We start from the raw sequence: 25,395 nt of genomic DNA, 5'->3' as shown, positions 1-25,395 counted from the left end.
TCGAGACTGAAGGCCGTCACCGGGGCGCTGGCAAGGATGCCCTTAACGGCTTCACCATTGAGATTCTGTGATTGAGTGACTGGTTCTGGGGTCTGATCAGAAGAGCTGCTGTCGCTACACCCGCTCAGAGCGAGAAAAGAAGCAGTAATCAGTGAGAAAATGGGTTTAATAGAAACGTCCTGCATAACCTTGTCCCTGTAAATGTCTGCAGGGAGTATATTGATAATGGCGCTTCTTGTCTTAGAAAAATCAAACAACTGATAAAATTGTCAGGGTTAATCTTTATATAAATCAGGTAATTAAATGAGCCTCACCCAGGTGGAAAGGCAGCAGGCACACACAGTGCCTGCTTCAGGGAGTGCTTACTTATAACTGTTCCAGCAGAGCCTGTACTTCGCTCATGGCTGCACTGTTGAGGAAGTTGGGTCCGCTGCGGAATTCAGTGTTTGCGGGACGGATATCGACTTTCAGGATTTCGCCCTCGTAAGAGGTTAAACCGATCTGCTGATCTTCATCGGTGCACTCGCCTTGTGGGAGTTTCCAGATGTCGATATCACCATCGTTCACAGCGTAGTTACTCATCAACAGAGTACCATTCTTATATACCCCATCTTCGCTGAAGGTATACGCCTGACCACAGACATCAATAGGCACATCCAGATAGTCGGTCAATGTGCCTTCGCCGTAACTGTATGCGTAAGAGCAGTCGATTCCTGAGGCCGTTGCTTCACAGTCGTCAAGGGTATATTCCGTATTAAGGCTTATGGCTTCAATAATATAGAGAGTGCTGGCTGCACTGAAATAAGCGTCATCCAGGTTGGCAAGCTGGGCCTCAAATTCGGCGTACGAAGTGTCTTCGTCCTGAATCTTCTGCCAGGCAATGACTCTCAGATAATCGTTGATACTGACGCCGTCAGGATGAATTTCTTCGACGCTGACTTCTTCCTGCACATGAGGGCAGAGAAGTGTCATTTCGAATCCTGTATCTGAGATATCGCAGTCCGGCGCGTAGTTAACAGGCTCCCAGCTTCCATCTACAAGTTTAGCGTCGTAGCCCGTATAGCCTGTCCAGGCGTTGCCGTTCCAGTATTCATCGGATGCGTTCATGTGTGAATCAACCACCTGAAGAAGCGTGCGCTCGAATTCGTAGCCGTCCTGATCTTCGTTGCTCTCAATGTACAGGGCGGTTATGCCATCAGCGAAAGCGACGGCGGCCGGAAGCCCAACGGCTTCAGGCAGGTCGATTACAGGTTCATTTATTTCACCTGGTACGATTGGAAAATGATCCATGATTAACTGGTCGATATCCCGTGCGGCATCAGCATCGAAAAATATCATTTCAGGCGTGCCGGGTTCGTCAATGTGCACAGGAACAACGGCGCCGTTGATTTCTGCGAAACCAAAATGTTTATCGTCGCAGATATTGTCTGACCGTACCTCCACCAGTGGGTAGCCCGTAACAGGCTCGGTCTGGGTCCAGGAACCAATGATCACGCCAATGCTGTTCTCGACGTCGCCAGTTTCCTGCAGGGTGATCGTCAGGCCGCAGGAATCTGAGTAGAACGACGTTCCGGTCATGTCAGAGAGGGTAGAAAACGGCGTGTTATTACAGGCGGTTGGTAAACCGTTTTCGTCGCTGTCAGAACATTCGGCTTCGTAGGTGGTGTCGCCTGACACATTGATTTTAAACGCCAGCCCGGCGAAGAAAGTGTCTGTTCTGCCTGCCAGTTCATCACGGATCTGGTCGAGTTCTTCTTCCGTGAGTGACCCATATTCATCACCATAGTTGCCGTTCTCAAGCAGTTGAATAAAGAAGCCGGCGATGGTGGTTGGCGTGACAAGCGGGAAGCCTTCAACCTCAAACTGACGGCTGCCGTCCGGGCAATTCAGCTCGAATACGGTGTCGTCATCGGCCCCCGGGCCGTAGTCACAACTTGAATTGCCGTCGGTATAACGCCAGCCGTCGGACGTGAGCATGACGGCTTCATTACTGATCAGACCGTCATCCTCTGCCTGCCAGCTGGTGCCCGTCCATTTTTCCGACAGATAGTTTATGTCCTGGACAAATTCGTGGGTGAACGTAATGCCTTCTTCACCGTCGGGGCTGGATTTCCAGTAGGTATAGAAACCGTCACTGAACAAGGAGGCGGCATTGAATGGGGTAATTTCCATGCCGGTGGCGTCAGCGAGAACCTGCAGATTGCCACGATTTTCCTGGCTGACAGGCGTGCCACCAGAATGGCCGCTGCCCGGATAGCTTTCGTCATCGTAGGGGTCGGTGCCAGCGTCGATCTCTGCCTGGTCACTGTAGCCGTCCTCGTCGCTGTCGATTCCGCACAATGGGCAGGCCGATGCCATATAGATCGGAAGCATGGCCTCCAGCAGCGAAGATACGGTCTCTGACGCTGTGCTGTTGAACAACATAGGTGCTGCGTCGGTGTAGGTTGTTCCTGCCGGGCGTTTACCTATATCAACCAGCGTGCCGTTCGCCGACATGTAGCCAATCATCATGTTTTCAGGAGCGAATTCGCAGGCACCCGCAGGGAAAAACAGGCTGTCGTAGCCCCCAACCGTCTCGCGGTGCCATGCACCAAGGTTCTCGCCCGCACGGTAGACGTTACCATCGTCAGAAATCAGATACTCTGTTTCACACTGATAGCGGGTTGAAGATATGACATCGTCGATGCTGCCAACGCCACGGTTTCTGCAGCTGCCCCAGTCAATGCTGTTTCCGTCATCCGCACAATCGACTTCGTAGGCGTCTTCGTTCAGCGTGAAGCTCAGCTGATATGCGAGGCTGCCCTCAGGAAAGGTCGCATCGGGCAGATCTGCCAGCATATCTGCAAAGGCATTGTAGTCGTCGCTGCCTTCATCAACCTCGAATGCCGCGATGGCAAGAGCGAGCGTAGCCAATGAAGTGCCACTGAGATCTGCGACGTCTGCAGTCATGATCGCCGCGGCACCGACACAATCACTGAGGAGAGCATTCTCGTCGTCTGGGCTCACGGTGGCAGAACAGGTATCCACATTAGCAAGAGTCCAGACGTCATTGATCAGCCGGGTTTCTTTTTCCGGATCATCTTCAAGCTCCCAGCTGTCATCGTCCTGTAGCTCAGCGTTGGTGATGGATATCTGATCGCTGCCGTTAAAGGTGATGCCATAGCGGCGGGCATTAATGGCGTAGCCTTCATCGGTGCCGTAGTTGTCCAGTTGGTATTCTGAGACTCCGGCATTCAGCACCTCGGGCAGATCGGCTGGTGTCAGCTCAGGCCCCGTGCCCGGTTCGTTCTCTACAGGGAACCAGGCTTCGATAATCGCTTCGATTTTCTCAGCGGCTGACGGGTTAAAGCTGAAGTCGTCTTCATCAAACGCCGCATATGCATCGCCCTGATCGTAAAACTGGCCCGATGCTACACGGCTGTTGTATTCCACATACACAGAATAATCATCGACGTCGCTGGTGCAGTTAAAGCTCATATAACGGGTGCCAGCGAACTCATGAATTGCCCAGCTGCCTGTCGTTGCGCCTGAGTCGCCAATAAGATCACCGCTGGTATCGCCATTGGTGCCTGTGATCACCGATGATTCAGAGCAGAAGTAGGAGGTACCCAACAGGTCTTCAAGCAAGGTGGTGTTGATGTCGCCTTGATAGACGGGGTCACAGGTCCCGGAGTCTCCCCAACAGGAAAGATAAAGTGTGGGGGTCTCGGCAACGGTGACGTAGGTATAGCCCTTGTCACCCTCTTCGAAGAAGGTTTCTGCATCTGTGACTGGTATCAGCTCAGTCAGGCCATGGTCCTGCAGGATATTATTCAGTGCGACATTGACCGACATACCATTGAGATCGACTTGAGTGCCGACATAAATGGTCGTCTGATCACTGCATTCCTCGGCGACGGCATGAGGCATATCTGGAACGGATGCGATGTCACATGCACTGTAGTTGATGGACCGCCAGCCCTGACCATCATCGATCAGAGCGTTGTATGATACGACGTCTGCGCCGCGCTCCCAGACAAGGCTATGCGTCCAGGTATCTTCTACGAAGATGGACTGCTCAGGCTGGTCTGATTTCCAGTAATAGCGGCTGAATGTGTTGGGGGTGTCTGTGTCATCACCTGAACTGGCTGGAGAATAATAAGAAATACCCTCCTCGACGGCCGCTAACAAGTCCAGCTCAGCGACGGGAGCCGGGAAACTGTCCGGATCAGCAGGATCGGTTCCTGCGACGCTTTCGTCGTCATTGCTGTAACCGTCTCCGTCGATGTCGTCATCCAGAACATCCGGGATAAAGTCGCCATCGAGGTCGGCCGGAAGGCTGTTCTCATCCAGAGGGTCACTGCCCGCTGCGATTTCATCCGTATCGGAATAACCGTCGTTATCATCGTCTGTATCAACCGAGTCATCAATCAGGTCACCGTCGGTATCTGTATAGCCTTCATCGACGCCAAGTTCACAGTTATTGTCTTTACCATCGAGAATTTCCAGAGCACCCGGGTAGACATCCGCGTCGTTGTCATCGCAATCCTGCCCTGCAATTGGGGTAAAGCCGTCGCCATCGCCATCAAAGCCTTCGTCGGTTTCTTCGTCCAGATCGTTATCGATACCGTCGTCGATTTCTGGGGTGCTGGCCTGATTAAGAGGATCAGAACCGGCGGCTGATTCTTCTTCGTCTGAATAGTTGTCGTTGTCATCGTCGCTGTCGACACCGTCGTGCTCACCGTCGCCGTCCGTATCGGTGTAGCCTTCGTCGATCATCAAATTGCAGTTGTTGTCGATGCCGTCGAACAACTCAGCGGCGTCGGGGTTGATTGCACTGTCATCGTCGTTGCAGTCGTTGCCGAATACCGGCGTGAATCCGTCACCGTCTGCGTCAAAGCCTTCGTCGATCAGTGCATCGCCGTCATTGTCGATACCATCATCGACTTCAGGAGTACTGGTGGCGTCCAGCGGATCAGAGCCGGCGGCAGACTCTTCTTCATCACTGAAGGTGTCATTGTCATCGTCCGTATCTTCGTTGTTGCCGGTGAGGTCGCCGTCAGTATCGACAGATTCTGCATCATCAAACGGAAATGCATCTTCGTCATCGGGCACGCTGTCGTTGTCGTCATCAGGGTCGGTAGCGTCTGAAATCAGGTCACCATCGTTATCTGGTGGTACGTCTTCTTCGTCTTCAGGGTCGGTGCCGGCGAACAGCTCGTCTTCGTCGCTGTATCCGTCGTTGTCGTCATCGGTATCTTCGTTGTCGCCGACGCCGTCGCTGTCATTGTCGCGGGTTTCTTCAGGGTCTTGTGGGAAGGCGTCTGAGGCGTCGTTCACGCCGTCGCTGTCACTGTCTGTTGTGATATCTTCCAGGCTGGTGTCATCGTCGATGGGGTCGAACACTGGGACATCGTCCGGGGTATCCGCGGCGGCGATTTCTGCGGCATGTTTGTTGACGTCGTCGAGGATGTAATCAAGTAAAGCGTTCAGGTTGTCTTCAACTGCATCACCCCCTGCGTCGTCGGTCGCATTTTTAAGCGCGCCTGCAATCGCTGCGTTGATGCGTTGTGCCAGTTCGTGAGTCGAGACGTCATTGCCGGCGATATAGTCTGCGGTGATGTCGATTCCGTCTGGAAGGCCGAAATCTGCGCGGACTTTCTCTGCGGCCTGCTCAGGCGTAAACGAAGGATTATCCTTAAGCGCCTTAACGATCAGCGTGCTCAGAGGAGAGACAAACTCCTGGCCGGGAGGCGCCGTCAGCGTAAAGGCGTTCTCGATGGTGTGGTCGGGGTTGTCGAGATCAATGGTCTGACCGGCAATGGCCTTAACGACAACAGAATAGGCGGCTTTCTGCTCATCTGTGGCTTCAAGGGTGTAGTTACCAGCCCCATCGGTGAGAGTAGTTGGTTCACCGGCATCACACTTCAGATTGGCATTCAGATCAAGGCAGACAAGGGCGCTGGCGAGATAACCATCTGCCGCTTTACCCGAGAAAGCAGGTGCCTCTGGCGTCTGGTCAACAGGATCGGGAGTCGGGGTTGGTTCGGGATCAGGATCACTGCCGCTGCCCCCTCCGCCACTGCATCCACTGAGCGCTGCGACGGCGATTGCTAATAAGAGTTTCTTACTGAGACCTGAATCCGACATATCCGTGTCCTCTGAGAGTGGAAGGTTGGTGGATAATATGACCTCAGAGGAAAGCAAAGTAGGGCTAAGGCAGTGCGATTGAATAATTGTCTCCTTTCGTCACTCCCAAAGTCTTAGATTACAAATGGCTGGCGTAGGTTGTCTGGTTCTATAAGAGGGCGGGTATTTCCAGTCAGGAGGGGAAAGCCCGCAAAGCGGGCCTTCTCAGAGTCATCACCAGTTTTTTGACTGCACCGACCACTTGCTGTCTGTCGCGCAGAGTCCACAGGTATCCTGCATAAACTGGCTCTGATTCGCGTTGATGCCTTTCAGATGCCAGTCGAGCCAGAGGATCGATGCCCGGGCGTATTCACCACCGGCTTCGTCGTTGAGTGTGCCATTGTGAGCACCAAACAACCCTGAGCCACGTTCGCTCAGGTCGTAGTTGGCCCAGACGACAGAGACATAGTCCGGTACTTCAGCGTAATCACTTTCGGCCTGAGGGTAGGCGATGTCTTCGGGGCCACCGTTCATCCACAGGGTGTTGGGCAGTGTCAGCAGGTCATCTTTGGTGGCACCACCGAGGCCGCCACTGTCAAAGATGCCTGACCCCAAGGCGATGACGGTATCAACACGCGGATCGCCAGCGCCTGCATGCAGGGCTTCCAGCCCACCACACGAGTGCCCCATCAGGGCAACGTTCTCAGTATCCAGTTTGCGGAAATAAGGGGAGTCCGGATCAGCGTTCTGAATTTCTGCCCAGTCGAGGGTCTCAATCAGCATGTCGCTGCTGGTCGGAAACGTTGACCACGGTGAATTATTGGACACCACCAGATAGCCTGCAGCAGTAATTTCGGCGAGAAATACGCCGACGGATACCCCAGGCAAAGTGCAGCCACCTACCCCCCAGGCGACGACGGGCAGAGGCGTTTCAATGCCGTCCAGATCAGCGGGTTGATAAATGGTGTGTGATGGCAGCGAGTCATCGGTCAGGTATTCAACGTCATCCCGGCTCGGCGCGTCATAGACGCAGCCTGCCAGAGAGGTTGAAAAAATAAGGCCAGCGAGTGGGTAACGCGCACGTTTATTCAGCATGGTGTCTTCCTTGTTATTGTATTGACGATGGAAAAGTAACTAAGGTTTCTACGCGCGCCAAGCCCGTAATTACGACGAGTCGGGCCACATTCTGAAGACGTATTTCAGGCTGGGTTTAAGCTGGCCACGAAGCTGATGAGTAAGAAAAATCCGGTTAATTGCGGACATTATTTCGTGGGAATCAGAAATAAAAAAACCGGTCAATTGACCGGTTTTTTTATCACTGACATTTGATCAGTCGTCTTTTTCCATATGCACAGATACCTGTGGGAATGGAATTTCGATGCCTTCTTCATCGAAGCGCAGTTTTACTTTTTCCATCATGTCCCAGTATACCGTCCAGTAATCGGCAGAATTTACCCACGGGCGGCAGATGAAGTTGACGGAAGAATCCGCAAGCTCATGCACGGCAATCTTAGGAGCCGGATCTTTCAGAATCAGCTCGTGGTTGGCCGTCATTTCTTCGAGAATGGACTTCGCTTTTAACAGATCTGAGCCATACCCAATTCCGAAAACCATGTCGACACGGCGGGTTGGCTGCTCGGAGAAGTTTGTCATTGTGCTGGAGAACACATTGCCGTTAGGTACGGTCACGACTTTGTTATCACCGGTTTTCAGGCGGGTGTGAAGAATCGTGATCTGCTCGACGGAGCCCATTTCACCATCCACCTGCACAAAGTCGCCAACTTTAAAGGGACGGAACAGTATCAGCATGACACCGGCCGCGAAATGCGAGAGCGAATCCTTGAGTGCCAGGCCCACAGCCAGACCAGCAGCACCAAGCAAGGCAACCAGCGAGGTTGTGTCCACCCCCAGTTGTGACAGCGAGAATACGATAACCAGCAGCAGGAGAACGCTGCCCAGGATATTGGCAAGGAAGTTGACCAGCATAGGGTCGAACTTGGCTTTATCCATTACTTTGCGGGCACCTTTGGTCACCGCCGAGGCAATCAGCCGACCAATGATAAAGACCAGAATCGCAAGTACGATCTGGGTGCCCCAGGGCAGGATGTAATCCGCCCACAAGAGTTGAGGATCAAGATTGAGTTTATCCCAGTTGATGTCCATGTAGGGTCCTTAGTGTTGATGTGTGTCCGGTTCCGGGTGGTCTGGCCCCCTGCCGCTGGTCTGATAGTCAACCGACTCAGGGCCGAATACAAGTCTCTGTGGCGTCAGTGTCGGAAAGATGAATCGTTCAGCTTTTTTTCGGGCGGGTTGCGTAGGCAAACACGTCGGAGTGCATGTTTGACTCTGTCAGGCCCAAAGGTTCCAGCTGATCAAGTGTTCCGAAGACCATATTGGGCGAGCCACAGGCGAACATGCAGGCGTCGGAGAGATCATCAAAGTCTTCATGTATGACCTGATAGATCCAGCCAGCGCGACCGTTCCAGTCGTCAGCATGTTCCTGAATGATGGGGTGGTAATGGAAGCTGGCATGTTTCTGCGCCCATTCCTGGGGAACATCCGGCAGGTAGAAACCAACCGCAGCGCGATTGGACCAGTAGAGGTGGATCTCACGCTCAGGTTCAATGGCCAGGGTAGCTTCTATAAGAGTTTTGATCTGCGAAAAGCCGGAACCCGCGGCCACCATGAGCAGTGGTTGTCCTTTGTGCTTGTCGAGAAATGCTTTGTTAATAAAACAGTCGCCCGCAGGCAGGGTGACCCGGGCGATGACTGCTTGTTGCAAGGCGTGGATAACGTCACGGGCTTTGTCGCTGTTGGCGGCGATATGGAGCTCTATTTCACGGCTGTCACGCCCGGTCAGGGAACCGGGGGCACAGGCGATGGAGTAGGGAATCTGCTCTGCTGCCTGGCCTTCGCCATGGTGCAGCATCAGGTATTGTCCAGCCCAGTAGTCCGGTGCTTTACCTGCTGGTGCCAGCAGGATGACCCGGTAAACGTCGTCCGCCAGAACCTCAACCGACTTCACCTGGCAGGCAAGTGTGGCGGAGGGCTTGTGGTCGGGGGCGAATACATCGGTCATATAAATCTCAACATCGGATCTGGGATACGCTATGCAACATAATACCTGATTGTCATGATCAAGTATTGTCGTGCCCAGCTCGTTACGAAAGTGCAGCTCACCTGACAATCGTTCCCCCTGGCAGATCTGGCAGACGCCATTCTCGCAGGAGACGGGAACGATAACCCGCTGTTCCAGTGCGGCCTCGGCGATGGTCTGATCTGAGCGGCAGCGGATGGTGACGCCGTTCGGCTGAAATCTGATCCGATGAATGGCGACCCCAGATCCACTCAAAGACCAATGTCCTTGCCGATCTTCTGCACCAGTTTGTCGACGCTCTGCTTTACGTCGTCGTCCATCACGATTGGAACGCCCCACTCGCGGTCAGTTTCGCCAGGCATTTTGTTGGTGGCGTCTAAGCCCATTTTCGAGCCGAGACCCGAGACCGGCGATGCGAAGTCGAGGTAATCGATCGGCGTATTCTCGATCAGGGTGGTGTCGCGTGCCGGGTCCATTCGCGTAGTAATCGCCCAGATTACGTCTTCCCAGTTACGGGTATCGACATCGTCATCGACGACAATCACGAACTTGGTGTACATGAACTGGCGCAGGAATGACCAGACACCCATCATCACGCGCTTGGCATGCCCCGGATACTGTTTCTTCATACTGACCACAGCCATGCGGTATGAACAGCCTTCAGGTGGCAGATAGAAATCGACGATTTCGGGAAACTGCTTCTGCAGAATCGGTACGAACACTTCATTCAGCGCCACGCCCAGAATGGCCGGCTCATCGGGTGGACGTCCGGTGTAAGTGCTGTGATAGATCGGATTTTTACGATGGGTGATGCGCTCAACGGTGAACACCGGAAAGCTGTCGACCTCGTTGTAATAGCCGGTGTGATCGCCAAACGGGCCTTCAGGCGCCATATCCTTTGGTTGGATGACACCTTCAAGTACGATTTCGGCAGAGGCAGGAACCATAAGATCGTTGCCGATGCTCTTCACCAGCTCAGTGCGGGAATCGCGCAACAGGCCGGCAAAGGCGTATTCACTCAGAGTGTCGGGCACAGGCGTGACTGCCCCCAGAATGGTCGCTGGATCTGCCCCCAGAGCAACGGTTACCGGGAATGGCTTGCCCGGATGTTCCTGCTGCCATTCGCGGAAATCCAGCGCGCCTCCGCGATGGCTCAGCCAGCGCATGATGACGCGGTTTTTACCAATCACCTGTTGGCGGTAAATCCCCAGATTGTGGCGTTCTTTATGTGGGCCTTTGGTGATCACTAACGGCCAGGTGATGAGCGGGCCTGCGTCGCCGGGCCAGCAATGCTGTACCGGGATTTTCGACAGATCAACGTCATCGCCGTCGATCACGACTTCCTGGCACGCCGCTTTTTTAACTTCTTTCGGGCCCATGGCCAGCACTTTTCTGAATATCGGCAGTTTCGACCAGGCGTCTTTGAGGCCTTTCGGTGGTTCGGGCTCTTTCAGAAAAGCGAGCAGTTTGCCGACTTCACGGAGAGCTTCGGTGGATTCTTCGCCCATTCCCAGTGCGACACGCTCAGGTGTCCCAAACAGATTCGCGAGCACAGGCATGTCATAGCCTTTCGGGTTCTCGAACAGAAGTGCCGGGCCCTTTGCCCGCAGCACGCGGTCGGCCAGCTCGGTCATTTCGAGGTGGGGGTCAACGGGCTCTTTTACCCGGACCAGCTCACCGCGTTTTTCCAGCTTCCTGATAAAGTCGCGCAGGTCTGCGTATTTCACTGAACTGTCTCGCTCTCTGTCTTTGGGCGAGCATTCTAACAGCTTCGTTTCGGGGTTGATCAAGGGATATGGCGGGGCTAAGGCAGGCCGGCACCCGTAAAGGGTGCCGGAGGCTGTATCAGAACGCCCAGAAATGGTCGAAATCAGGGTAGATGCCGGCTTCTTTCTGCGACTCTTCCCGCCAGAAGTTACCCTTAGCAGGTTCCGCGTGGAAGTCAGCCGCTTCAGGGTCAGGAGACTGCACGCTGGTGGGTTTACGCCCGGCGATCACCTGGTCTATGCCGTCAGGGATGCCGTCTTCGTCGCGGTCAAAGGCGAGACGCTGACCACTGCCGGGGGGCGCACAAGTAAAGGTCAGGCTGTTGCCGGGCAGGAAGGTGCTCCAGCGCAGGCGGTTAAAGCTGCTGGTGTTGCCTGCTGCATCTTCGAATACACCCGCGTTCGTAAAGCGCCAGGCCTGTGCCTCGCCACCACTGACGCCACGGACGATCAGGTCGCATTTCTGCTTGCGCAGGCTGGCATCCGTGGTGTGTGCGAGTGCCTGTTGCATCATCAGCGCGACCAGATCGGCATCACTCTGTGACGCCAGATTGAATGTCGCCTGCTGACCCACCACCGGAGCGAGACCGGTCGGAATCTGCGTTACATACTCCATCACTTCAGGAATATCCGGCGTATCGACGTGGAACACGTTCAGCGACAGGAAGTTTTCGAGCGTATCAATGGCACCGTCGTGTGAAAGACCATAGCCCGTGACCTGATCGCCCATATCTCGGGCGGTTGAGGTATTTTCGCGCAACTTGAGACCAAACATCCCGACCCGCGTATACACGTTCCGCAGGTGCGCCACTTTCATATCCTGTGTGGTTTCTGTGCCTTCGAAACTCATCAGGGTAGAGGTGCCGAAACGTTCTATTTCCGGATCGACCTGGTGGCAGTCGTTGCAGGTGATCATAGCAACATTGCCGGTATTCTCGGCTTCGAACCCGGTGGTTTTCTGGTTGAAGTAGATGTCGGCCCCAAACGCTGCATCGTCTGTCAGAGTGTCATTAAGATTGCGGTTCGGGTTCGGGGGATAGCGCATCTGCAGCACGAAGTCGGCAAACTTGTTCAGTTCGTCTTCGGTGGGTTCTTCGGCGCGTCCAAGCAGCTCAGTAAAGGCACCACGGAATTCCTTAAAGGCTGCATGCTCCAGTGATTCTCCGCCCGTCCGGTAGGCACCCGTGCGGTCGCCACGCCAGTGCTGCGGCCCCTGAAAGTCCATGCCACGCAGTGACTGGGTGATCATCGGCCCTTTGAGCGGGTGGTGCACCGGCAGTGCGTTCATTTCCATAAAGAAATTCACATAGCCCCGTGGGTTGCGGGTGGTTGAACCGTCCGGATTGCCCAGCTCCCAGGCGATACCATCCATGTCACCAAACAGGTGACACGAGCCGCACGAAGAGTCACCACGGCCGGAGCTGAAGCGGGCATCATAGAGGAAGGGACGGCCTTCGGTGATAAATGCAGGCTCCGGGTTATACATAGCGATGCTCTGGGTTTCGCGGCGCTCGCTGATATCTATGACGGCCACCGCGTTGTTGAAACGCGTCAGCACGTACATGCGGTCACGGGCTTCGTCCAGCGCGATCCCCGCCGGGCCGCCGCCAGAGACTTCGATGTGGTTCGCTTCAGAGGGGGTAAAGTTACCGTCTTCCAGCTCGCGCGTATCAAAAACACCCACCTTGGATGAGCTGTATGCCGTGACGTACAGGGTCTCGCCAGTGCTGTCGATCGCCATTTCAAGTGGCATGGCTAACGAGCGGGCATTTTCCGACGGCGAGCCATCCGGGTTGCTGTCGCTCAGGTGGCTGTTCAGATCCCGGGGAAGTACTTTTCCGTCCTTAATCACCGTAATCTGGTTGCGGATAAAGCGCCCGCGCAGTGTCTGTTTGTCACTGTGGTGGCCGTGGCCTTCGTACTGCAGCTCGTTGCGGGCATCCATATTGCTGACGTACACAGCGCCATTGGCTGGGTTTACAGCAAGGTTAAACAGGGCATTACCAACGCCACTGTACTGGCCTGTCGCTTCAGGATCGGCTGCCATCGCATCAATTGTGAATACGTCGTAGTCGGGCAGATCAAAGTAGATCTGATGGTCCCACCGTGTGCCATAAACATCGCGCCAGTGTTTACCGTCATACTTCACGATCACGCCAGTGTTCGGCGCGACAATACCGTCGACATCGGTATTCGGGCCAGGTTTGCCGTTGAGGGTGCTGGTGGCGCCCCAGGTGCGGTAGTTGTGGGCGGCGGTTGTGGTCTGGTTGCCCGATTTATAGATAGCCGCGTAAACGGTTCTGCCGTCTGGCGTAACTGCCAACCCCCGGGGGGCCATGCCGAACAGCGTAATGACCTTTTCAACATCGGCACTGGCGGCGTCGAAGACCCAGACATCGGCACGGTCAGTCCCAGGTGTCATGGCGTCCAGCTCTGAAGGTGAGTGCTGGCCGCGATGGGCCGAGGTAACAAACGCGCGGGCCTTGTTGTGCCCGGCAAAAACGATGTCCTGGGGCTCATCGCCGACGTGCAGTGTTTTCTTCACATACGGAATGGGGGCATCGAGCTTTACCACGCTGACGTTATCGGACAGGTGGTTGACGACCCAGGCTTCGTTGTCGTTACGCAGTGCCACGGCGACGGGTTCCAGCCCGACCGCGACGCTGTGCAGCAGCGAAGGTGTGTCTCCGCTAACGTCAAATATCTCCAGACGACCGTCAGGGGTGTTCAGGGCGTACAGGCGGGTCTTGTCAGAGTTCAGTACCAGCGGCCGTACCTGTCCACTTTCGAAGTGGGTGTAAGAGCCCTGCACTTTGATATCAATCGTGCCCTCGGTGCTGCCATCGAGGTTATCACTGACGCTGAATACGACGCGGTCATAGCCGGTGTAGTCTGTGTCAGGGATATAGCGCACGTTCGGTGGAGTACCCTCGATGCGGCCGTGCAACGGCGCTTTGCTGATGGTCCAGCTCAGGTTGTTATCGGGCTCACCCTCCGGCGTCACATGCTTCGCCCGGAAATCGATCGGGATTGCCTGATTGCGGAATGTGGTCACCCCGTAAGATTTTGCCTGCGGTACCTGGAAGGGGTCGATGTGGGCCTTGCCGCCAATAAAGTCGGAGACAAACTGAAGTTTCAGTACCTGCTCCAGACTGCCCTGCCAGGCATCGCCGTTTGCCGTTCCTGAACCGGATACCGAGGCTTGTGAAAGACCGGACGCTAGAATGCCGGCTCCGCAGGCGAGAGACAGCAAGGCCCTCCGCCACTGGGATTGATAGATCATGGTCGCACCTGTCGAAATTGTTGTTATTTTTGACTGAGGGTAAAGAGGCCAGAGGAATGTGACCATAGTCACAATTTCACTTGGCAGCTAAGAACACATCACAGAGGCATTCTGGCGCGTAGGGTAGTGTCCTGGCATGAGACTTAATCGGGCTCAGTGTTGTGACGTCACGCGCTGAGTACTTTATAATCGCCGCTTTTGTGACAGGAACTGACATGCAGGCCCGACGCTGTTTACGAATCGCCGCTATTGCCGGGTTCTCCGGTGTGGCTTTTGGGGCTTTCGGAGCCCATGGTCTGAAGGGTGTTATTGCGCCTGAACTGATGGCTGCGTATCAGACTGCTGTGTTGTACCACCTTGTGCATGCGGTGGTTCTGCTGGCGCTGTCAGCCTGGCTGTTTGTCCGCCCGGCGAGCTGGATCAGGCGCAGTGCCTGGATGATGACCATCGGACTGTTGCTTTTCAGTGGCAGCCTGTACGCGATGGCTCTGACGGGTGAGAAAGCTCTGGGCATAATTACGCCGTTTGGTGGGGTGAGCTGGCTGGTAGGTTGGTCATTTCTGTTGCTGGCAGCCTTCCGTCTGCCTGAATCTGAATCCTGAATAGGAACGTTAAGTGTCAGAACACGAAGAAAATAACGCCCCGGCAAACGACAAACCGGAATATCGCCGTGGCATCAAAAGCTTTGTTATCCGTGCGGGTCGTCTGACCAAAGGTCAGGAAGGTGCGCTAGAGCGCCAGTGGCCGGTGATGGGACTGGAACTGCAACAGGGCCCGATTAATCCTGTTACTGTGTTTGGCCGGGACAGTCACGTAGTGCTGGAAATCGGTTATGGCATGGGACAGTCACTGGTGAAAATGGCTGAAGCAGCCCCGGAAAAAGATTTTATTGGTGTTGAGGTTCATCTGCCGGGTGTCGGTTCTCTGCTGAACCTTGCAGAAGACGCCGGTGTCACAAACCTGCGGACTTACAAAGAAGATGCCATTGAGGTCCTGAAACTGATTCCGGACAACAGTATCGACACAGTGCAGCTGTTCTTCCCGGACCCGTGGCACAAGAAAAAGCATCATAAGCGCCGGATTGTTCAGGGAGAGTTCGCACAGACGCTGCGCCGGATCCTGAAACCCGGTGGCGTTTTCCATATGGCGACCGACTGGGAAAACTACGCGGAGCATATGATGGAAGTGATGGAAGTGCAGGACGGATATGAAAACGTCGCCGGCAAAAATGAATATATGCCGCGCCCGGAGCATCGTCCGCTCACGAAATTCGAAAACCGTGGCAAGTTACGTGGCCATGGTGTCTGGGACTTAATGTTCCGCAAGGTATAAGTACAGGCAGATGCCCACTCAATGGGTTCCGGGTGTCTGCGACTGAATGCATAGAGGAAACTGAAAATGCAAAAGAAAGACAAAGAAAAAGTATTTGGTGGCGAATGGTCTGAAGCACAGCTGCGTGAATTCCTGACCGCAGAAAGCTATGACGGCTCAGATAACGATTATATCGCTGCCATCCGTGCCTACCGTCACATGGTACCTGAGACCTTCGCAGACTATGTTTCTCTGTTTAAAGAAGAAGGCCATAACCTTCAGGCGAAAAATGCCGAAGGCAAAACCATTCTCGATACAGTCGCCAGTCATACTCAGGGGCAGGCTTACGCTGACATCCTGCGTTCTGCCGGCGCCTGAGGGACTTCCTATGTCTGCCCGTATTCTGCTTGGTGGCATTCTTCCGGTCGTGATTGCTCTCCAGGGTTGCAGTCGCACGGAAGATTCTGATCCGGTTTCGCTGGTATCAGATGATGTTGAGTATTTCGATCTGTCGGCATACGAAAATGCGGAAGCGGATACGGACAGAAATTCTATCAGTGGTACCTGGGTTGGCAGCTGGCGTTATCGTTCGGATTACGAAGATCCCGGCGAAAGTGCGCTGTCAGGTTCGCCGGAATTCTTTGCCCGTCTGGATATTATGATTATCCGCAGCACGGTGGATGGTTATGAAATTTCTAACTGTAACAGTGGAAAATTCGTCACGGCGACTCTGAATGAGGGGTACCTGACGTCGGGTCGCGGGCAGTTCAATATTTCCGCAGACAACCGCCTCTATCCACCTGAAGTTACCCTGGAAGGCATCAGTAATATTTACGATGTGCGCTTTGAAACTACTGCAGAAGGCGAGTTCCTGAAGGTCAGTGATTCGACGGCGCCAATTGGTAACTATACGGCCGACTGGTCCGGGGATGACAATAACTTCTCGGGCGACATTTATTGCGCTCAACTGGATAATCTTCAGGGTGGTACCGAGCACAGATTCAGTTTCGGCGGTGATGATGGTACGCATTTTACGATGACTCAGCGGCCGCTGATCTCGGACTTCGATGTACAGATAAACGACGCTTTAAATGAGCTGAAGTATGAGCGTAATGCCGGTGCAGGAGAGTACCAGTTAGGACTCTACGATATTGATACATCGGGCTTTACGTTTGATTTCAGTACCAGTGCTGATTCTGTCACCACACGGACTTCGGTCGGACAGGGCACAGTCACCATACCGTTACCATAAAAAAACCGCCCGGATGGGCGGTTTTTTTATCCCGGAAAATTACTCAGACAGATCGGCTGTCAGATCTTTTACTCCGGCTTCTTTAAGCAGTGAGTCCACCAGTGGCGCCATTGCTCTGTGCTTCAGGGCACTGTTAACCAGAGACTCGGGCAGGCTCTGACTGCTGGACTGAGCATCGCTGTGCATGATGCCATTACCGTTGATGTCGCCCATTTTTGCCAGACCATCAATAGAAACGATTTTCATACCTTCAATGTTTTCCAGTGGTTTAACGCTTTCGCGAACAATCGCTGGCAGGTGCTCGTGCAGGCTCAGTACACGTTTCAGTGCAATCTGGGCTTCACTGAGGCTATTGAGTGCTTCATTCATCAGACGCTGACCTTCAGCATCCACGGCATATTTTTCACGGTCTGCATCAACCTTAATGCGAATGGCATCGGCTTCTGCATTGGCCTGCATCCGTAATGCTTCGGCTTTGTCTTCGGCCGCGAGTTTCTCCGCTTCCGCAGCAATCCGGACGCTGGTCGCCTGACGTTCTGCTTCTTTCGTTGCTTCAATCAGTTCGATGGCCTTATCACGCTCGGCAGCTTCAACCTGCTTGGCGGTGATGACCTTTTCTTCAGCTGTTGCGGCTTCAGCACGGGCTTCGTTCGCCAGCTTGTCCGCCATTGACTGCTCTTTCGATTTTTCAGCAACGGCAATGGCACGTTCCTGTTCGGCAATTTCGAGCAGTTTATGCTTGGCAATTTCGCGTTCTTCAAGCACGCGTTCACGCTCAATTTCCTGCTCACGCAGGCGACGGTCTTTTTCAATTTCAAGCAGGCGGGTGGCCTGTTCTGCCGCGATCCGTGATTCGTCGACCTCACGGCCTGCTACAATTTCAGCCTGCTTTGCCGCACGATCCTGAGTGGCGCGTTCTTTGGCAATGCTGGACTGCTGCTCAGCTTCGCGGGTAGCAATTTCCCGCTCCTGCTCCATCTGGGCGTAACGGGTTTCACGGGAAATTTCCAGACGCTGGCGCTCTGCTTCGAGGTTTTTCTGCTCGATCATGACGCGTGTTTCCTGCTCGACTTCGTTCACCTCTTTACGGCGGGCTTCGATTGAGCGGGTCATGCGTGCCAGACCTTCGGCGTCAAACACGTTATCCGGCGAGAAAAACTCCCGGGGCGTCTGGTCCAGGCCAGTCAAAGACACGGATTCAAGTTCGAGACCGTTTTTCAGCAGGTCTTCACTGACCACCTGTTGCACTTTCTGTACAAACTGACTGCGCTGTTCATGCAGCTCAGCCATTTCCATTTCGGCAGCCACCGATCGCAGCGCATCAACGAACTTACCTTCGATCATTTCTTTCAGTTCGTTAGGATCGAGTGTCCGGGTACCGAGTGTCTGTGCAGCGTTGGCAATAGCATCCGCATCTGGTTTTACGCGCAGATAGAATTCTGCAAGTACGTCGACACGCATCCGGTCTTTGGTAATCAGCGCTTGTTGTTCTTTGCGGGATACCGCCAGGCGCAGAGTATTCATATTGACCGGGATGATTTCATGCAGAACAGGCAGCACGATTGCGCCGCCGTTCATAATAATTTTCTGACCGCCCATACCGGTACGGACAAAAGAACGCTCTTTCGATGAGCGGGTATAAAGTGAAGAAAAAACCAGTCCGATAACGAGCAGTGCTATCAGGATGGCCACTGAAATAAAAATGGTAAATGCCATTAGAAAATCTCCCTTGGCGTAATTTCCCTGAATTCTTAAGCAGATTTCAGTCGGTTAAATTCTGGTTTCCGGCTGGAATACCAAAAAATGTACTGCCTTGCTGACGTACCAGCAGCAATTGTTCACCCTGCGAAAATTCGGCGTCTGTATCAGGCTCTACCATGACGTAATGGGTTGTGCCAAAGCGGTCACGAAAGCGGGCTTCTGCGGCGCTGCCGCGTGACGAGGTGCCGAGCGTGATGGTCACCACCTGACCAATAAAATCCTTTTTATTAATCGCCTGAGTTTCGTCCTTAATCACCAGCTTACCCAGAACTCCGCCCAGCATCCGGGTCGCCGGCAAAGAAACCGCGAGTGCGGGAATGCTGGCAAGTATCGCTGGCAGCATCCAGTTGATGCTGTCATTCAGAATGTGCTGCAACGTAAAGCCGGTGACACCGAATGAGGTCAGAAAGATGATCAGCAGGATCAGAACCGGAACCTGACCCACCCTGAGCCAGGCCAGCACACGGCTGACGCTGTTGGGTGTGGAAATATCGGTATCCAGTTCGATGTCTGGCACCAGGTTTTCCAGAACTTCAGAAAACCCGGCGCCGATCAGTACCAATACACCTTCCAGTATGGCGATAAACAACATCACCAGCAGCGCAACGGCAAAGGGGATGTTCTCGGCAGCGAAGAAGAAGTCCATCAGTTATCCGCTTCTGTTTTCATACGCGCAAGGCGTTCCTGAATCCGGTTGCTACGGGCAAGTTGCTCCAGCTCTGCAAGCTTGCCATCGTCGGAGTGGGTAATGCCGGGGGCGCCTGCTTTGTTCATAACGCGGTTGAATGCTGCAGTGGCCTTGTCGACGTCACCTGCAACATCGCGACTGGTAGCAGCCGCTGCGCCATCGCCACCCTGAGAGTGGTGTGCCGCGGCTTTACGGAAGGTTGTCAGTGACTCTTCCATTTCGCGCTTTTTCGCCTGCAAGGCCTGGATGTAGCTGTTGAGTTCGGTGATTTCAGCGTCGCTGTCGGCAATGCTTTTCTCAATCACCGGGATCATGGCTTCGATATCCATCTGCCGTGATATAGCGGCTTCTGCCAGATCATCGCGCTTTTCTTTTACCGCGATTTCAATCTGCGCCTGCAGCTCTGCATGACGGGTGTTCTCTGTGTTCAGCGTTTTCGTGCTCATATAGCGTGCTGCTTCGGTTTTACCCAGTTGCGCACGGACATCGGTAATGGCCTGATCAATTTCGCGGACGGCTTCTTCCATCACCATTTCTGGCGCGGCATTTTCCAGGCTGTCTACGAGTGTATTGGCGGACGCTGAGATAAGTCGTCCAATCCGGGTCAGTAGTCCTTCAGTCATGATTTACTCCTTGGTTAGCACGGCTGTCAGCCGCTGAAGATCACACAGCAGAGCGTCTCGGTCTGAGATGTCGGACAGCGGTGTCATCATGGTGCCACCCGAGCCCTGCAACAGCAGTGGCAGAAGGCGACGGATAAAGTCGGAAGAAGCAGAAATGAGACCTGCTTCCAGAGATTGGGTCTGATTATCCTGTTGATGGGATTGCAGCAGCGCAGCGCTGTCGGTCAGAAAATCGAGGCTGGCGTCGATGACAGCACTGCGACCGTCGTGATGTTCGTGCAGACGTGCCCGCAATGGCGCGAGTGTGTCTGATGCACTGATAAACGCCCGTGCAAACGATTCGGTGCCCACGGATTCCCTGGCCATAGCGATCAGCTCCCGGACCTTTTCACTCTGGGTCACGGCGCCGTTCTGACGTATCTCCATCAGATAGGCGTAATCCTCCTCGGAGAGGCGTACGCTGATGGACTGACTCTTACTGATCATATCTGTGCTTCCTGCCTGCTTGCATACAAATGTATACACAGTAATTGAACAGGTCAAACATGAAGCATAAAAAAAACCGCCCGGATGGGCGGTTTTTTGTCTGACGCCTGTCAGAGATTACGAGCCGAAGGGCCAGTAATAGTTAAAGTCAGGGAAGCGGCCTTTGCGTTTCATAGCGGCTTCACGGTCATAACCATTACCCTCTGCAGGCACCATTTCATCACGCTCTGGTGGAGCATTCGGGTCCATGGGTGCAATGCTGGTGTAGGCCCGGCCGTCAGTCAGTGCATCGCTGGCGTTCAGTTCGCCATCTTCATCGCGGTCGAGGGCGATACGCATACCGCTGCCCGGAGGTGCACAGGTGAAGGTCAGGCTATTGCCGGCTTCCAGGCTCAGGTCGTGGAGATCGGTCAGGGTCGTTGTATCGCCATCGTCTCCATGGAAGCGACCAGTTTCCAGCATGATCCAGCCGCGGGCTTCATCGTCGATAACGCCTTGTGCAATCAGATCGCACTGCGGCTTGTTCGGGCCGCCCGGAAGCGTGTGTGCCAGTGCCTGCTGTACCATCAGAGTCAGGAGTGACTGTTGCCCCTGCTCGTCCGGCGAGAGCGTGACCTGCTGACCCACGACAGGCGCCAGTCCGGTCGGTACCTGAGTCACGAATTCGAACACGCTATCAACATCTTCTGGCTCTACGTGGAAGACAGAGACAGTCAGGAAGGTTTCCATCGTATCCACCGCGCCATCGTGTGACAGCCCGTAGCCAGTCACCTGATCGCCCATGAATTTACTGGTAGAGGTTTTCTCCCGGAAGGTCTGACCAAACATGCCGATACGGGTGTAGACATTACGCAGGTGCGGAATTTTGAAATCCTGCGGGTTTTCAGTGCCTTCGAAGCTCATCAGGGTATTGGTACCAAAACGTTCGATATCCATTTCAACTTCGTGACAGTGATTACAGGTCTGCTTGGCAATGTCATTTTTCGATTTGAAACCGGTGGTTTTTTCATTGAAATACACATCGGCTCCGGCGGCTGCTTTGGCTGTCAGGGTGTCATCGAGATTCCGGTTCGGGTTCGGTGGATAACGCAGCTGCAGAGCGAAATCTGCAAATTTGTTCATCGCATCTTCGTCAGGTTGTTCATGACGACCCAGCAGTTCGGTGAAGGCACCGCGGAATTCTTTAAAGGCGACTTTTTCCAGTGACTCACCATTTTCCCGGTAAGCGCCGGTACGGTCGCCACGCCAGTGCAGTGGCCCCTGGAATTCCATGCCTCTGAATGATTGCGTCAGCATCGGACCTTTCAGTGGGTGATGTACACGCAATGCGTTCAGTTTTACGAAAGCATCCGCATAGTCGCGTGGGTTTTCTGTCCAGTTCATATCCGGATTGCCGAGTTCCCAGGCAATACCATCCATATCACCGAACAGGTGACAGGAACCACAGGATGAGTCTCCACGTCCGGAGCTGAAGCGGGCGTCGTACAGGAAGGGGCGCCCTTCTGTAATAAAGTCCGGCTCAGGGTTGTACATAGCAACACTGGCAATTTCTTCGCGGGCCGCGAGATCGACCACAGCAACAGAGTTATTAAAGCGTGTCAGCACATACATGCGGTTGCGACTTTCATCCATTGCGATCCCCGCAGGGCCACCGCCAGAGACTTCAATATGGTCATTTTCAGAGGTGGTGAAGTTTCCGTTCTCCAGGTCGCGGGCATTAAAAATCCCTACTTTGGATGAACTGTAGGCCGCCACATATAAGGTTTCGCCTGTACTGTTCAGTACCATCTGAAGTGGCATTGCCAGTGAGCGTGCGTTGTCGTCAGCAGAGCCGTCCGGGCGCGAATCATCCAGGTGGGTATTCAGATCGCGTGGCATTACGTTGTCACCGTCGATCACGGTAATCTGGTTTTTAATAAAGCGTCCACGCAGGGTCTGAATATCACTGCGGATGCCGTGGCCTTCAAATTTCAGCTCGTTACGGGCGTCCATGTTAGAGACGTACACTTTGCCGTTGGCTGGATTGACGGTCATATTGAACAGGGCATTACCAACCCCGGAATGACGCTTGATGACTTGCGGCGACGATGCCATCGCATCAATTTCGAATACATCGTAGTCGGGCAGATCAAAATAGATCTGACGGTTCCAGTTGGTACCGTACTGATCACGCCAGTCGTCGCCATCGTATTTTACGATGACACCAGAATTCGGCGCTTCGACACCACCGGCATCCGTGGTTGGACCAGGCTTACCATTAATGGTGCTGGTCGCCCCCCAGAGTCGGTAGTTGTGGGCGGCGATGGTGGTCTGGTTGCCGGATTTATAAATCGCTGCATAGACCTTACTGCCTCCTGGACTGACGGCCAGAGCGCGGGGCGCCATACCAAACATACTGACAACTTTTTCGGGAGTATGACTGTCGGATGTCGCATCGAACACCCAGACGTCAGCACGGTCGGCTCCCGGCGTGGTTGCCTCCAGATCTGACGGTGAGTGCTGACCGCGATGCGCCGTAGTAATAAAGGCGCGTGATTTATTGGCACCGGCAAAAACGATGTCCTGAGGTTCGTCACCGACCTGAAGCGTGCGTACTACACGAGGTACGGAAGCAGCCAGATCAACCACACTGATGTTGTCTGACAGTGTATTGACCACCCAGGCTTCGCTGTCGTTGCGCAGTGCGATGGCTACCGGTTCAAGACCGACAGGTACTGAATGCAGTAACTCCGGCAACGCGCCGCTGACATCAAATATCTCAAGACGGCCATCGGGTGTATTCAGGGCGTAGAGGCGGGTCTGGTCTGAGTTCAGCGCCAATGGACGTACCTGCCCGCTTTCAAAGGCTGTGAATGACCCCTGAACTTTAATATCAATCGTGCCTTCGGTGCTGCCGTCGCTACCGTCATCCACGTTAAACACCACGCGGTCAAATCCGGTGTAGCCCGCATCCGGCGTGTAGGTCATATTCGGTGGTGTACCTTCCAGCGTGCCGTGCATCGGCAGGCTGACGACGGACCAGCTCAGATTGTTGTTCGGATTCCCGTCAGCATCGAGATGCTTAGCGCGGAAGTCGAACTCAATCGGCCGGTCACGGAAGGTGGTCAGCGCGTGTGATTTTGCCTGAGGGATAAGAAACGGGCGTATGTTGTTCTGTTCGTTGATCGCATTGGCGGCAAAGGAAAAACTGAGAAAAAACTCAGCCGTGGCCTGCCACAGATCACCGTTGGTTGTTCCGGGGCCGGTAACATCAGCCTGTGCGGGTGTGGCGGTTGCCAGACCTGCACTGATGACTGACGCCAGCAGTCCCTGCTTCCAGCGTGGGGATGGTTTCATGGTCGCACCTGTCTACGTGTTATTTTTATTGTTTTCGTCCGTCGCTGAACGATTTCCCGCTGCACAGCTCAGACATAAAGGGCTCAGAGTAAGCCGCATTTAAATGCGGTATAAAGCACATTTACAGAGGTTGGCGTGTGCAGTTACATAGACTGGTGTTGTATGGCCAGTGACAGGATAAAAGCGCCAGTTATGTCCATAATTAACCGATAATAATTTCGCATCAGGATCTACATGTATGACTCAACCGCTCCGAACGCTTTACCCGGCGACCGAACCCTACGCAACGGGCATGCTGGACACCGCCGAAGGACATTCCGTTTACTGGGAGCGTGTCGGCACGCCGGGTGCGAAACCTGCGGTATTTCTCCATGGTGGTCCGGGTGGCGGTTGTACGCCTGATCATCGTCGCCTGTTCGACCCTGAGCGATACGACGTTCTGCTGTTCGACCAGCGTGGCTGTGGGCGCTCGCTGCCGCATGCGTGCCTTGAGAACAACACGACGTGGGATCTGGTGGCAGACATTGAACGCCTGCGGGAGATGTGTGGTGTCGACAAATGGCAGGTATTTGGCGGTTCGTGGGGATCGACGCTGGCATTGGCATACAGTGAAACGCACCCTGAACGGGTCAGTGAACTGATTGTCCGTGGCGTCTATACACTGACCAAAGCGGAGCTGAACTGGTACTACCAATATGGCGTCTCAGAGATGTTTCCTGATCGCTGGGAGCTGTTTACTGCGCCGATCCCTGAGGGTGAGCGTGACAACCTGATGGCGGCGTACCACAAGCGCCTGACCGGACCCGATGAGGCTGAGAAGCTCGCCTGTGCCAAAGCCTGGAGTCAGTGGGAGGCCTCGACCATTACACTGGAGCATGATGCTGCCCTGGTGGATGATTTTGGTGGCGACCACTTTGCCCTGGCGTTCGCACGCATCGAAAACCATTTCTTTATGAATGCCGGCTGGCTCGAAGAAGGCCAGTTATTGCGTGATGCGCACAAACTCGCGGGTATTCCCGGTGCGATTGTTCATGGCCGCTACGATATGCCCTGTCCGCTGAAATACGCCTGGGAGCTATCGAAAGTATGGCCTGATGCAACACTGCATATCATTGAGCGGGCTGGTCATGCGGTTTCTGAGCCGGGTATTCTCGACCAGTTAATCCGTGCAACCGACCGGTTTGCCGGCAAACCTGACTGAAGCATTTAAGCAGGAGCCTTTATGAGTATCTGGTTTTCACCACCTGACATCCCCGCCGCCAATAAAGCGATGGAAAACACCGCCTGTTCGAATCTCGGTATTGAGATTACCGACGTGGGTGATGATTGGGTCAAAGGCACTATGCCTGCGGATTCCCGTACCTTTCAGCCGATCGGACTGGTACATGGCGGGGCAAACGTATTATTTGCTGAAACACTGGGCAGCATGGCCGCCAATATGTGCCTCGATAACTCGAAAGAATACGCGGTGGGGCAGGAGATCAATGCCAATCACCTGCGCGGTGTGCGTTCGGGCACTCTGACCGGTATCGCCAGCATCGTACATCGTGGCCGGACCTCCCAGGTCTGGGAAATCCGGATCTTTGACGAGCAGGAAAAACTCAGCTGTATTTCCCGCCTGACGATGGCCGTGATTCCGGCACAATAAAAAGTCAGAGAGAAAAAGTCAGGGGGTATTATCTGC

At 54.2% G+C, this 25,395-nt stretch carries 18 protein-coding genes; 6 read left to right on the top strand and 12 right to left on the bottom strand.

Annotation, left to right across the window (positions count from 1 at the left end; genetic code table 11):
* From Q1L85_RS04585 to Q1L85_RS04555, 7 genes are all read right to left on the bottom strand, one after another.
* The coding region (locus Q1L85_RS04585; RefSeq protein ID WP_300432421.1) for a hypothetical protein at positions 1–185 on the bottom strand (185 nt) is incomplete at its 3' end.
* Positions 186–366: 181 nt separating this feature from the next.
* Entirely contained in the window at positions 367–6,129 is a 5,763-nt protein-coding gene (locus Q1L85_RS04580) for a MopE-related protein (protein ID WP_300432419.1), read from the bottom strand.
* Positions 6,130–6,342: 213 nt separating this feature from the next.
* On the bottom strand, positions 6,343–7,203 hold the full coding sequence (locus tag Q1L85_RS04575; RefSeq protein ID WP_300425720.1) for a hypothetical protein: 861 nt from the start codon (positions 7,201–7,203) through the stop codon (positions 6,343–6,345).
* A gap of 234 nt (positions 7,204–7,437) precedes the next feature.
* The gene (locus Q1L85_RS04570) at positions 7,438–8,271 is read right to left on the bottom strand and encodes a mechanosensitive ion channel family protein (RefSeq protein ID WP_300425719.1); all 834 of its coding nucleotides are present in this window, start codon (positions 8,269–8,271) and stop codon (positions 7,438–7,440) included.
* A 127-nt stretch (positions 8,272–8,398) separates the two neighbouring features.
* Positions 8,399–9,460: a 2Fe-2S iron-sulfur cluster-binding protein gene (locus tag Q1L85_RS04565; protein WP_300425718.1), complete on the bottom strand. Its 1,062-nt coding sequence runs from the start codon at positions 9,458–9,460 to the stop codon at positions 8,399–8,401.
* Positions 9,457–10,932 (bottom strand): 4-hydroxy-3-polyprenylbenzoate decarboxylase, encoded by a 1,476-nt coding sequence (gene ubiD, locus Q1L85_RS04560; protein WP_300425717.1) that lies wholly within the window; start codon positions 10,930–10,932, stop codon positions 9,457–9,459. Before ubiD ends, Q1L85_RS04565 begins: the two co-directional genes overlap by 4 nt.
* 118 nt (positions 10,933–11,050) lie before the next feature.
* Positions 11,051–14,254 carry a beta-propeller fold lactonase family protein gene (locus Q1L85_RS04555; protein WP_300425715.1) on the bottom strand — a complete coding sequence of 1,068 codons (3,204 nt, stop codon included), beginning with the start codon at positions 14,252–14,254 and terminating at the stop codon, positions 11,051–11,053.
* A gap of 215 nt (positions 14,255–14,469) precedes the next feature.
* Here Q1L85_RS04555 and Q1L85_RS04550 point away from each other — a divergent pair, with 215 nt between their 5' ends.
* The 4 genes from Q1L85_RS04550 (at position 14,470) to Q1L85_RS04535 (ending at position 16,817) form a co-directional block, all read left to right on the top strand.
* Complete coding sequence (locus Q1L85_RS04550; RefSeq protein WP_300425714.1) at positions 14,470–14,856, top strand: DUF423 domain-containing protein; 387 nt, start codon at positions 14,470–14,472, stop codon at positions 14,854–14,856.
* Positions 14,857–14,869: 13 nt separating this feature from the next.
* Positions 14,870–15,586, top strand: a complete 717-nt coding sequence (trmB, locus tag Q1L85_RS04545; RefSeq protein WP_300425712.1) for a tRNA (guanosine(46)-N7)-methyltransferase TrmB — start codon at positions 14,870–14,872, stop codon at positions 15,584–15,586.
* Between the two features lie 66 nt (positions 15,587–15,652).
* On the top strand, positions 15,653–15,943 hold the full coding sequence (locus Q1L85_RS04540) for a PA4642 family protein (protein WP_300425710.1): 291 nt from the start codon (positions 15,653–15,655) through the stop codon (positions 15,941–15,943).
* A 10-nt stretch (positions 15,944–15,953) separates the two neighbouring features.
* Positions 15,954–16,817, top strand: coding sequence for a hypothetical protein (locus Q1L85_RS04535; RefSeq protein ID WP_300425709.1), 864 nt, complete (start codon positions 15,954–15,956; stop codon positions 16,815–16,817).
* A 39-nt stretch (positions 16,818–16,856) separates the two neighbouring features.
* Here the strand turns inward: Q1L85_RS04535 and Q1L85_RS04530 are convergent, their stop codons facing one another.
* The 5 genes from Q1L85_RS04530 to Q1L85_RS04510 form a co-directional block, all read right to left on the bottom strand.
* Complete coding sequence (locus tag Q1L85_RS04530) at positions 16,857–18,533, bottom strand: flotillin family protein (RefSeq protein ID WP_300425707.1); 1,677 nt, start codon at positions 18,531–18,533, stop codon at positions 16,857–16,859.
* Positions 18,534–18,579: 46 nt separating this feature from the next.
* Positions 18,580–19,224, bottom strand: a complete 645-nt coding sequence (locus Q1L85_RS04525) for a YqiJ family protein (RefSeq protein WP_300425705.1) — start codon at positions 19,222–19,224, stop codon at positions 18,580–18,582.
* Entirely contained in the window at positions 19,224–19,889 is a 666-nt protein-coding gene (locus Q1L85_RS04520) for a PspA/IM30 family protein (protein ID WP_300425704.1), read from the bottom strand. The genes Q1L85_RS04525 and Q1L85_RS04520 overlap by 1 nt, the downstream gene beginning before the upstream one ends.
* Before the next feature lie 3 nt (positions 19,890–19,892).
* Complete coding sequence (locus Q1L85_RS04515; RefSeq protein ID WP_300425702.1) at positions 19,893–20,375, bottom strand: hypothetical protein; 483 nt, start codon at positions 20,373–20,375, stop codon at positions 19,893–19,895.
* A 117-nt stretch (positions 20,376–20,492) separates the two neighbouring features.
* Complete coding sequence (locus Q1L85_RS04510; protein WP_300425700.1) at positions 20,493–23,711, bottom strand: Ig-like domain-containing protein; 3,219 nt, start codon at positions 23,709–23,711, stop codon at positions 20,493–20,495.
* Positions 23,712–23,949: 238 nt separating this feature from the next.
* Between Q1L85_RS04510 and pip the strand changes: the two genes are divergently transcribed.
* The gene (gene pip, locus Q1L85_RS04505; RefSeq protein ID WP_300425698.1) at positions 23,950–24,912 is read left to right on the top strand and encodes a prolyl aminopeptidase; all 963 of its coding nucleotides are present in this window, start codon (positions 23,950–23,952) and stop codon (positions 24,910–24,912) included.
* A 21-nt stretch (positions 24,913–24,933) separates the two neighbouring features.
* Positions 24,934–25,359 carry a hotdog fold thioesterase gene (locus Q1L85_RS04500; RefSeq protein WP_300425697.1) on the top strand — a complete coding sequence of 142 codons (426 nt, stop codon included), beginning with the start codon at positions 24,934–24,936 and terminating at the stop codon, positions 25,357–25,359.
* Positions 25,360–25,395: the final 36 nt, after the last annotated feature.

This window comes from uncultured Thalassolituus sp. (assembly GCF_950066645.1).
In the GTDB taxonomy this organism is placed as follows: Bacteria; Pseudomonadota; Gammaproteobacteria; order Pseudomonadales; family Oceanobacteraceae; genus Thalassolituus.
This window is presented reverse-complemented; position numbering and strand designations above follow the sequence as displayed.

What these genes read in the sequence shown, in the direction of transcription:
- Q1L85_RS04500 (WP_300425697.1), top strand. Translation starts at nt 24,934, where the DNA reads ATGAGTATCTGGTTTTCACCACCTGACATCCCCGCCGCCAATAAAGCG.
- Q1L85_RS04540 (WP_300425710.1), top strand. Translation starts at nt 15,653, where the DNA reads ATGCAAAAGAAAGACAAAGAAAAAGTATTTGGTGGCGAATGGTCTGAA.
- Q1L85_RS04555 (WP_300425715.1), bottom strand. Translation starts at nt 14,254, where the DNA reads ATGATCTATCAATCCCAGTGGCGGAGGGCCTTGCTGTCTCTCGCCTGC.
- Q1L85_RS04535 (WP_300425709.1), top strand. Translation starts at nt 15,954, where the DNA reads ATGTCTGCCCGTATTCTGCTTGGTGGCATTCTTCCGGTCGTGATTGCT.
- Q1L85_RS04575 (WP_300425720.1), bottom strand. Translation starts at nt 7,203, where the DNA reads ATGCTGAATAAACGTGCGCGTTACCCACTCGCTGGCCTTATTTTTTCA.
- Q1L85_RS04515 (WP_300425702.1), bottom strand. Translation starts at nt 20,375, where the DNA reads ATGATCAGTAAGAGTCAGTCCATCAGCGTACGCCTCTCCGAGGAGGAT.
- Q1L85_RS04550 (WP_300425714.1), top strand. Translation starts at nt 14,470, where the DNA reads ATGCAGGCCCGACGCTGTTTACGAATCGCCGCTATTGCCGGGTTCTCC.
- Q1L85_RS04510 (WP_300425700.1), bottom strand. Translation starts at nt 23,711, where the DNA reads ATGAAACCATCCCCACGCTGGAAGCAGGGACTGCTGGCGTCAGTCATC.
- Q1L85_RS04580 (WP_300432419.1), bottom strand. Translation starts at nt 6,129, where the DNA reads ATGTCGGATTCAGGTCTCAGTAAGAAACTCTTATTAGCAATCGCCGTC.
- Q1L85_RS04520 (WP_300425704.1), bottom strand. Translation starts at nt 19,889, where the DNA reads ATGACTGAAGGACTACTGACCCGGATTGGACGACTTATCTCAGCGTCC.
- Q1L85_RS04525 (WP_300425705.1), bottom strand. Translation starts at nt 19,224, where the DNA reads ATGGACTTCTTCTTCGCTGCCGAGAACATCCCCTTTGCCGTTGCGCTG.
- pip (WP_300425698.1), top strand. Translation starts at nt 23,950, where the DNA reads ATGACTCAACCGCTCCGAACGCTTTACCCGGCGACCGAACCCTACGCA.
- Q1L85_RS04530 (WP_300425707.1), bottom strand. Translation starts at nt 18,533, where the DNA reads ATGGCATTTACCATTTTTATTTCAGTGGCCATCCTGATAGCACTGCTC.
- Q1L85_RS04570 (WP_300425719.1), bottom strand. Translation starts at nt 8,271, where the DNA reads ATGGACATCAACTGGGATAAACTCAATCTTGATCCTCAACTCTTGTGG.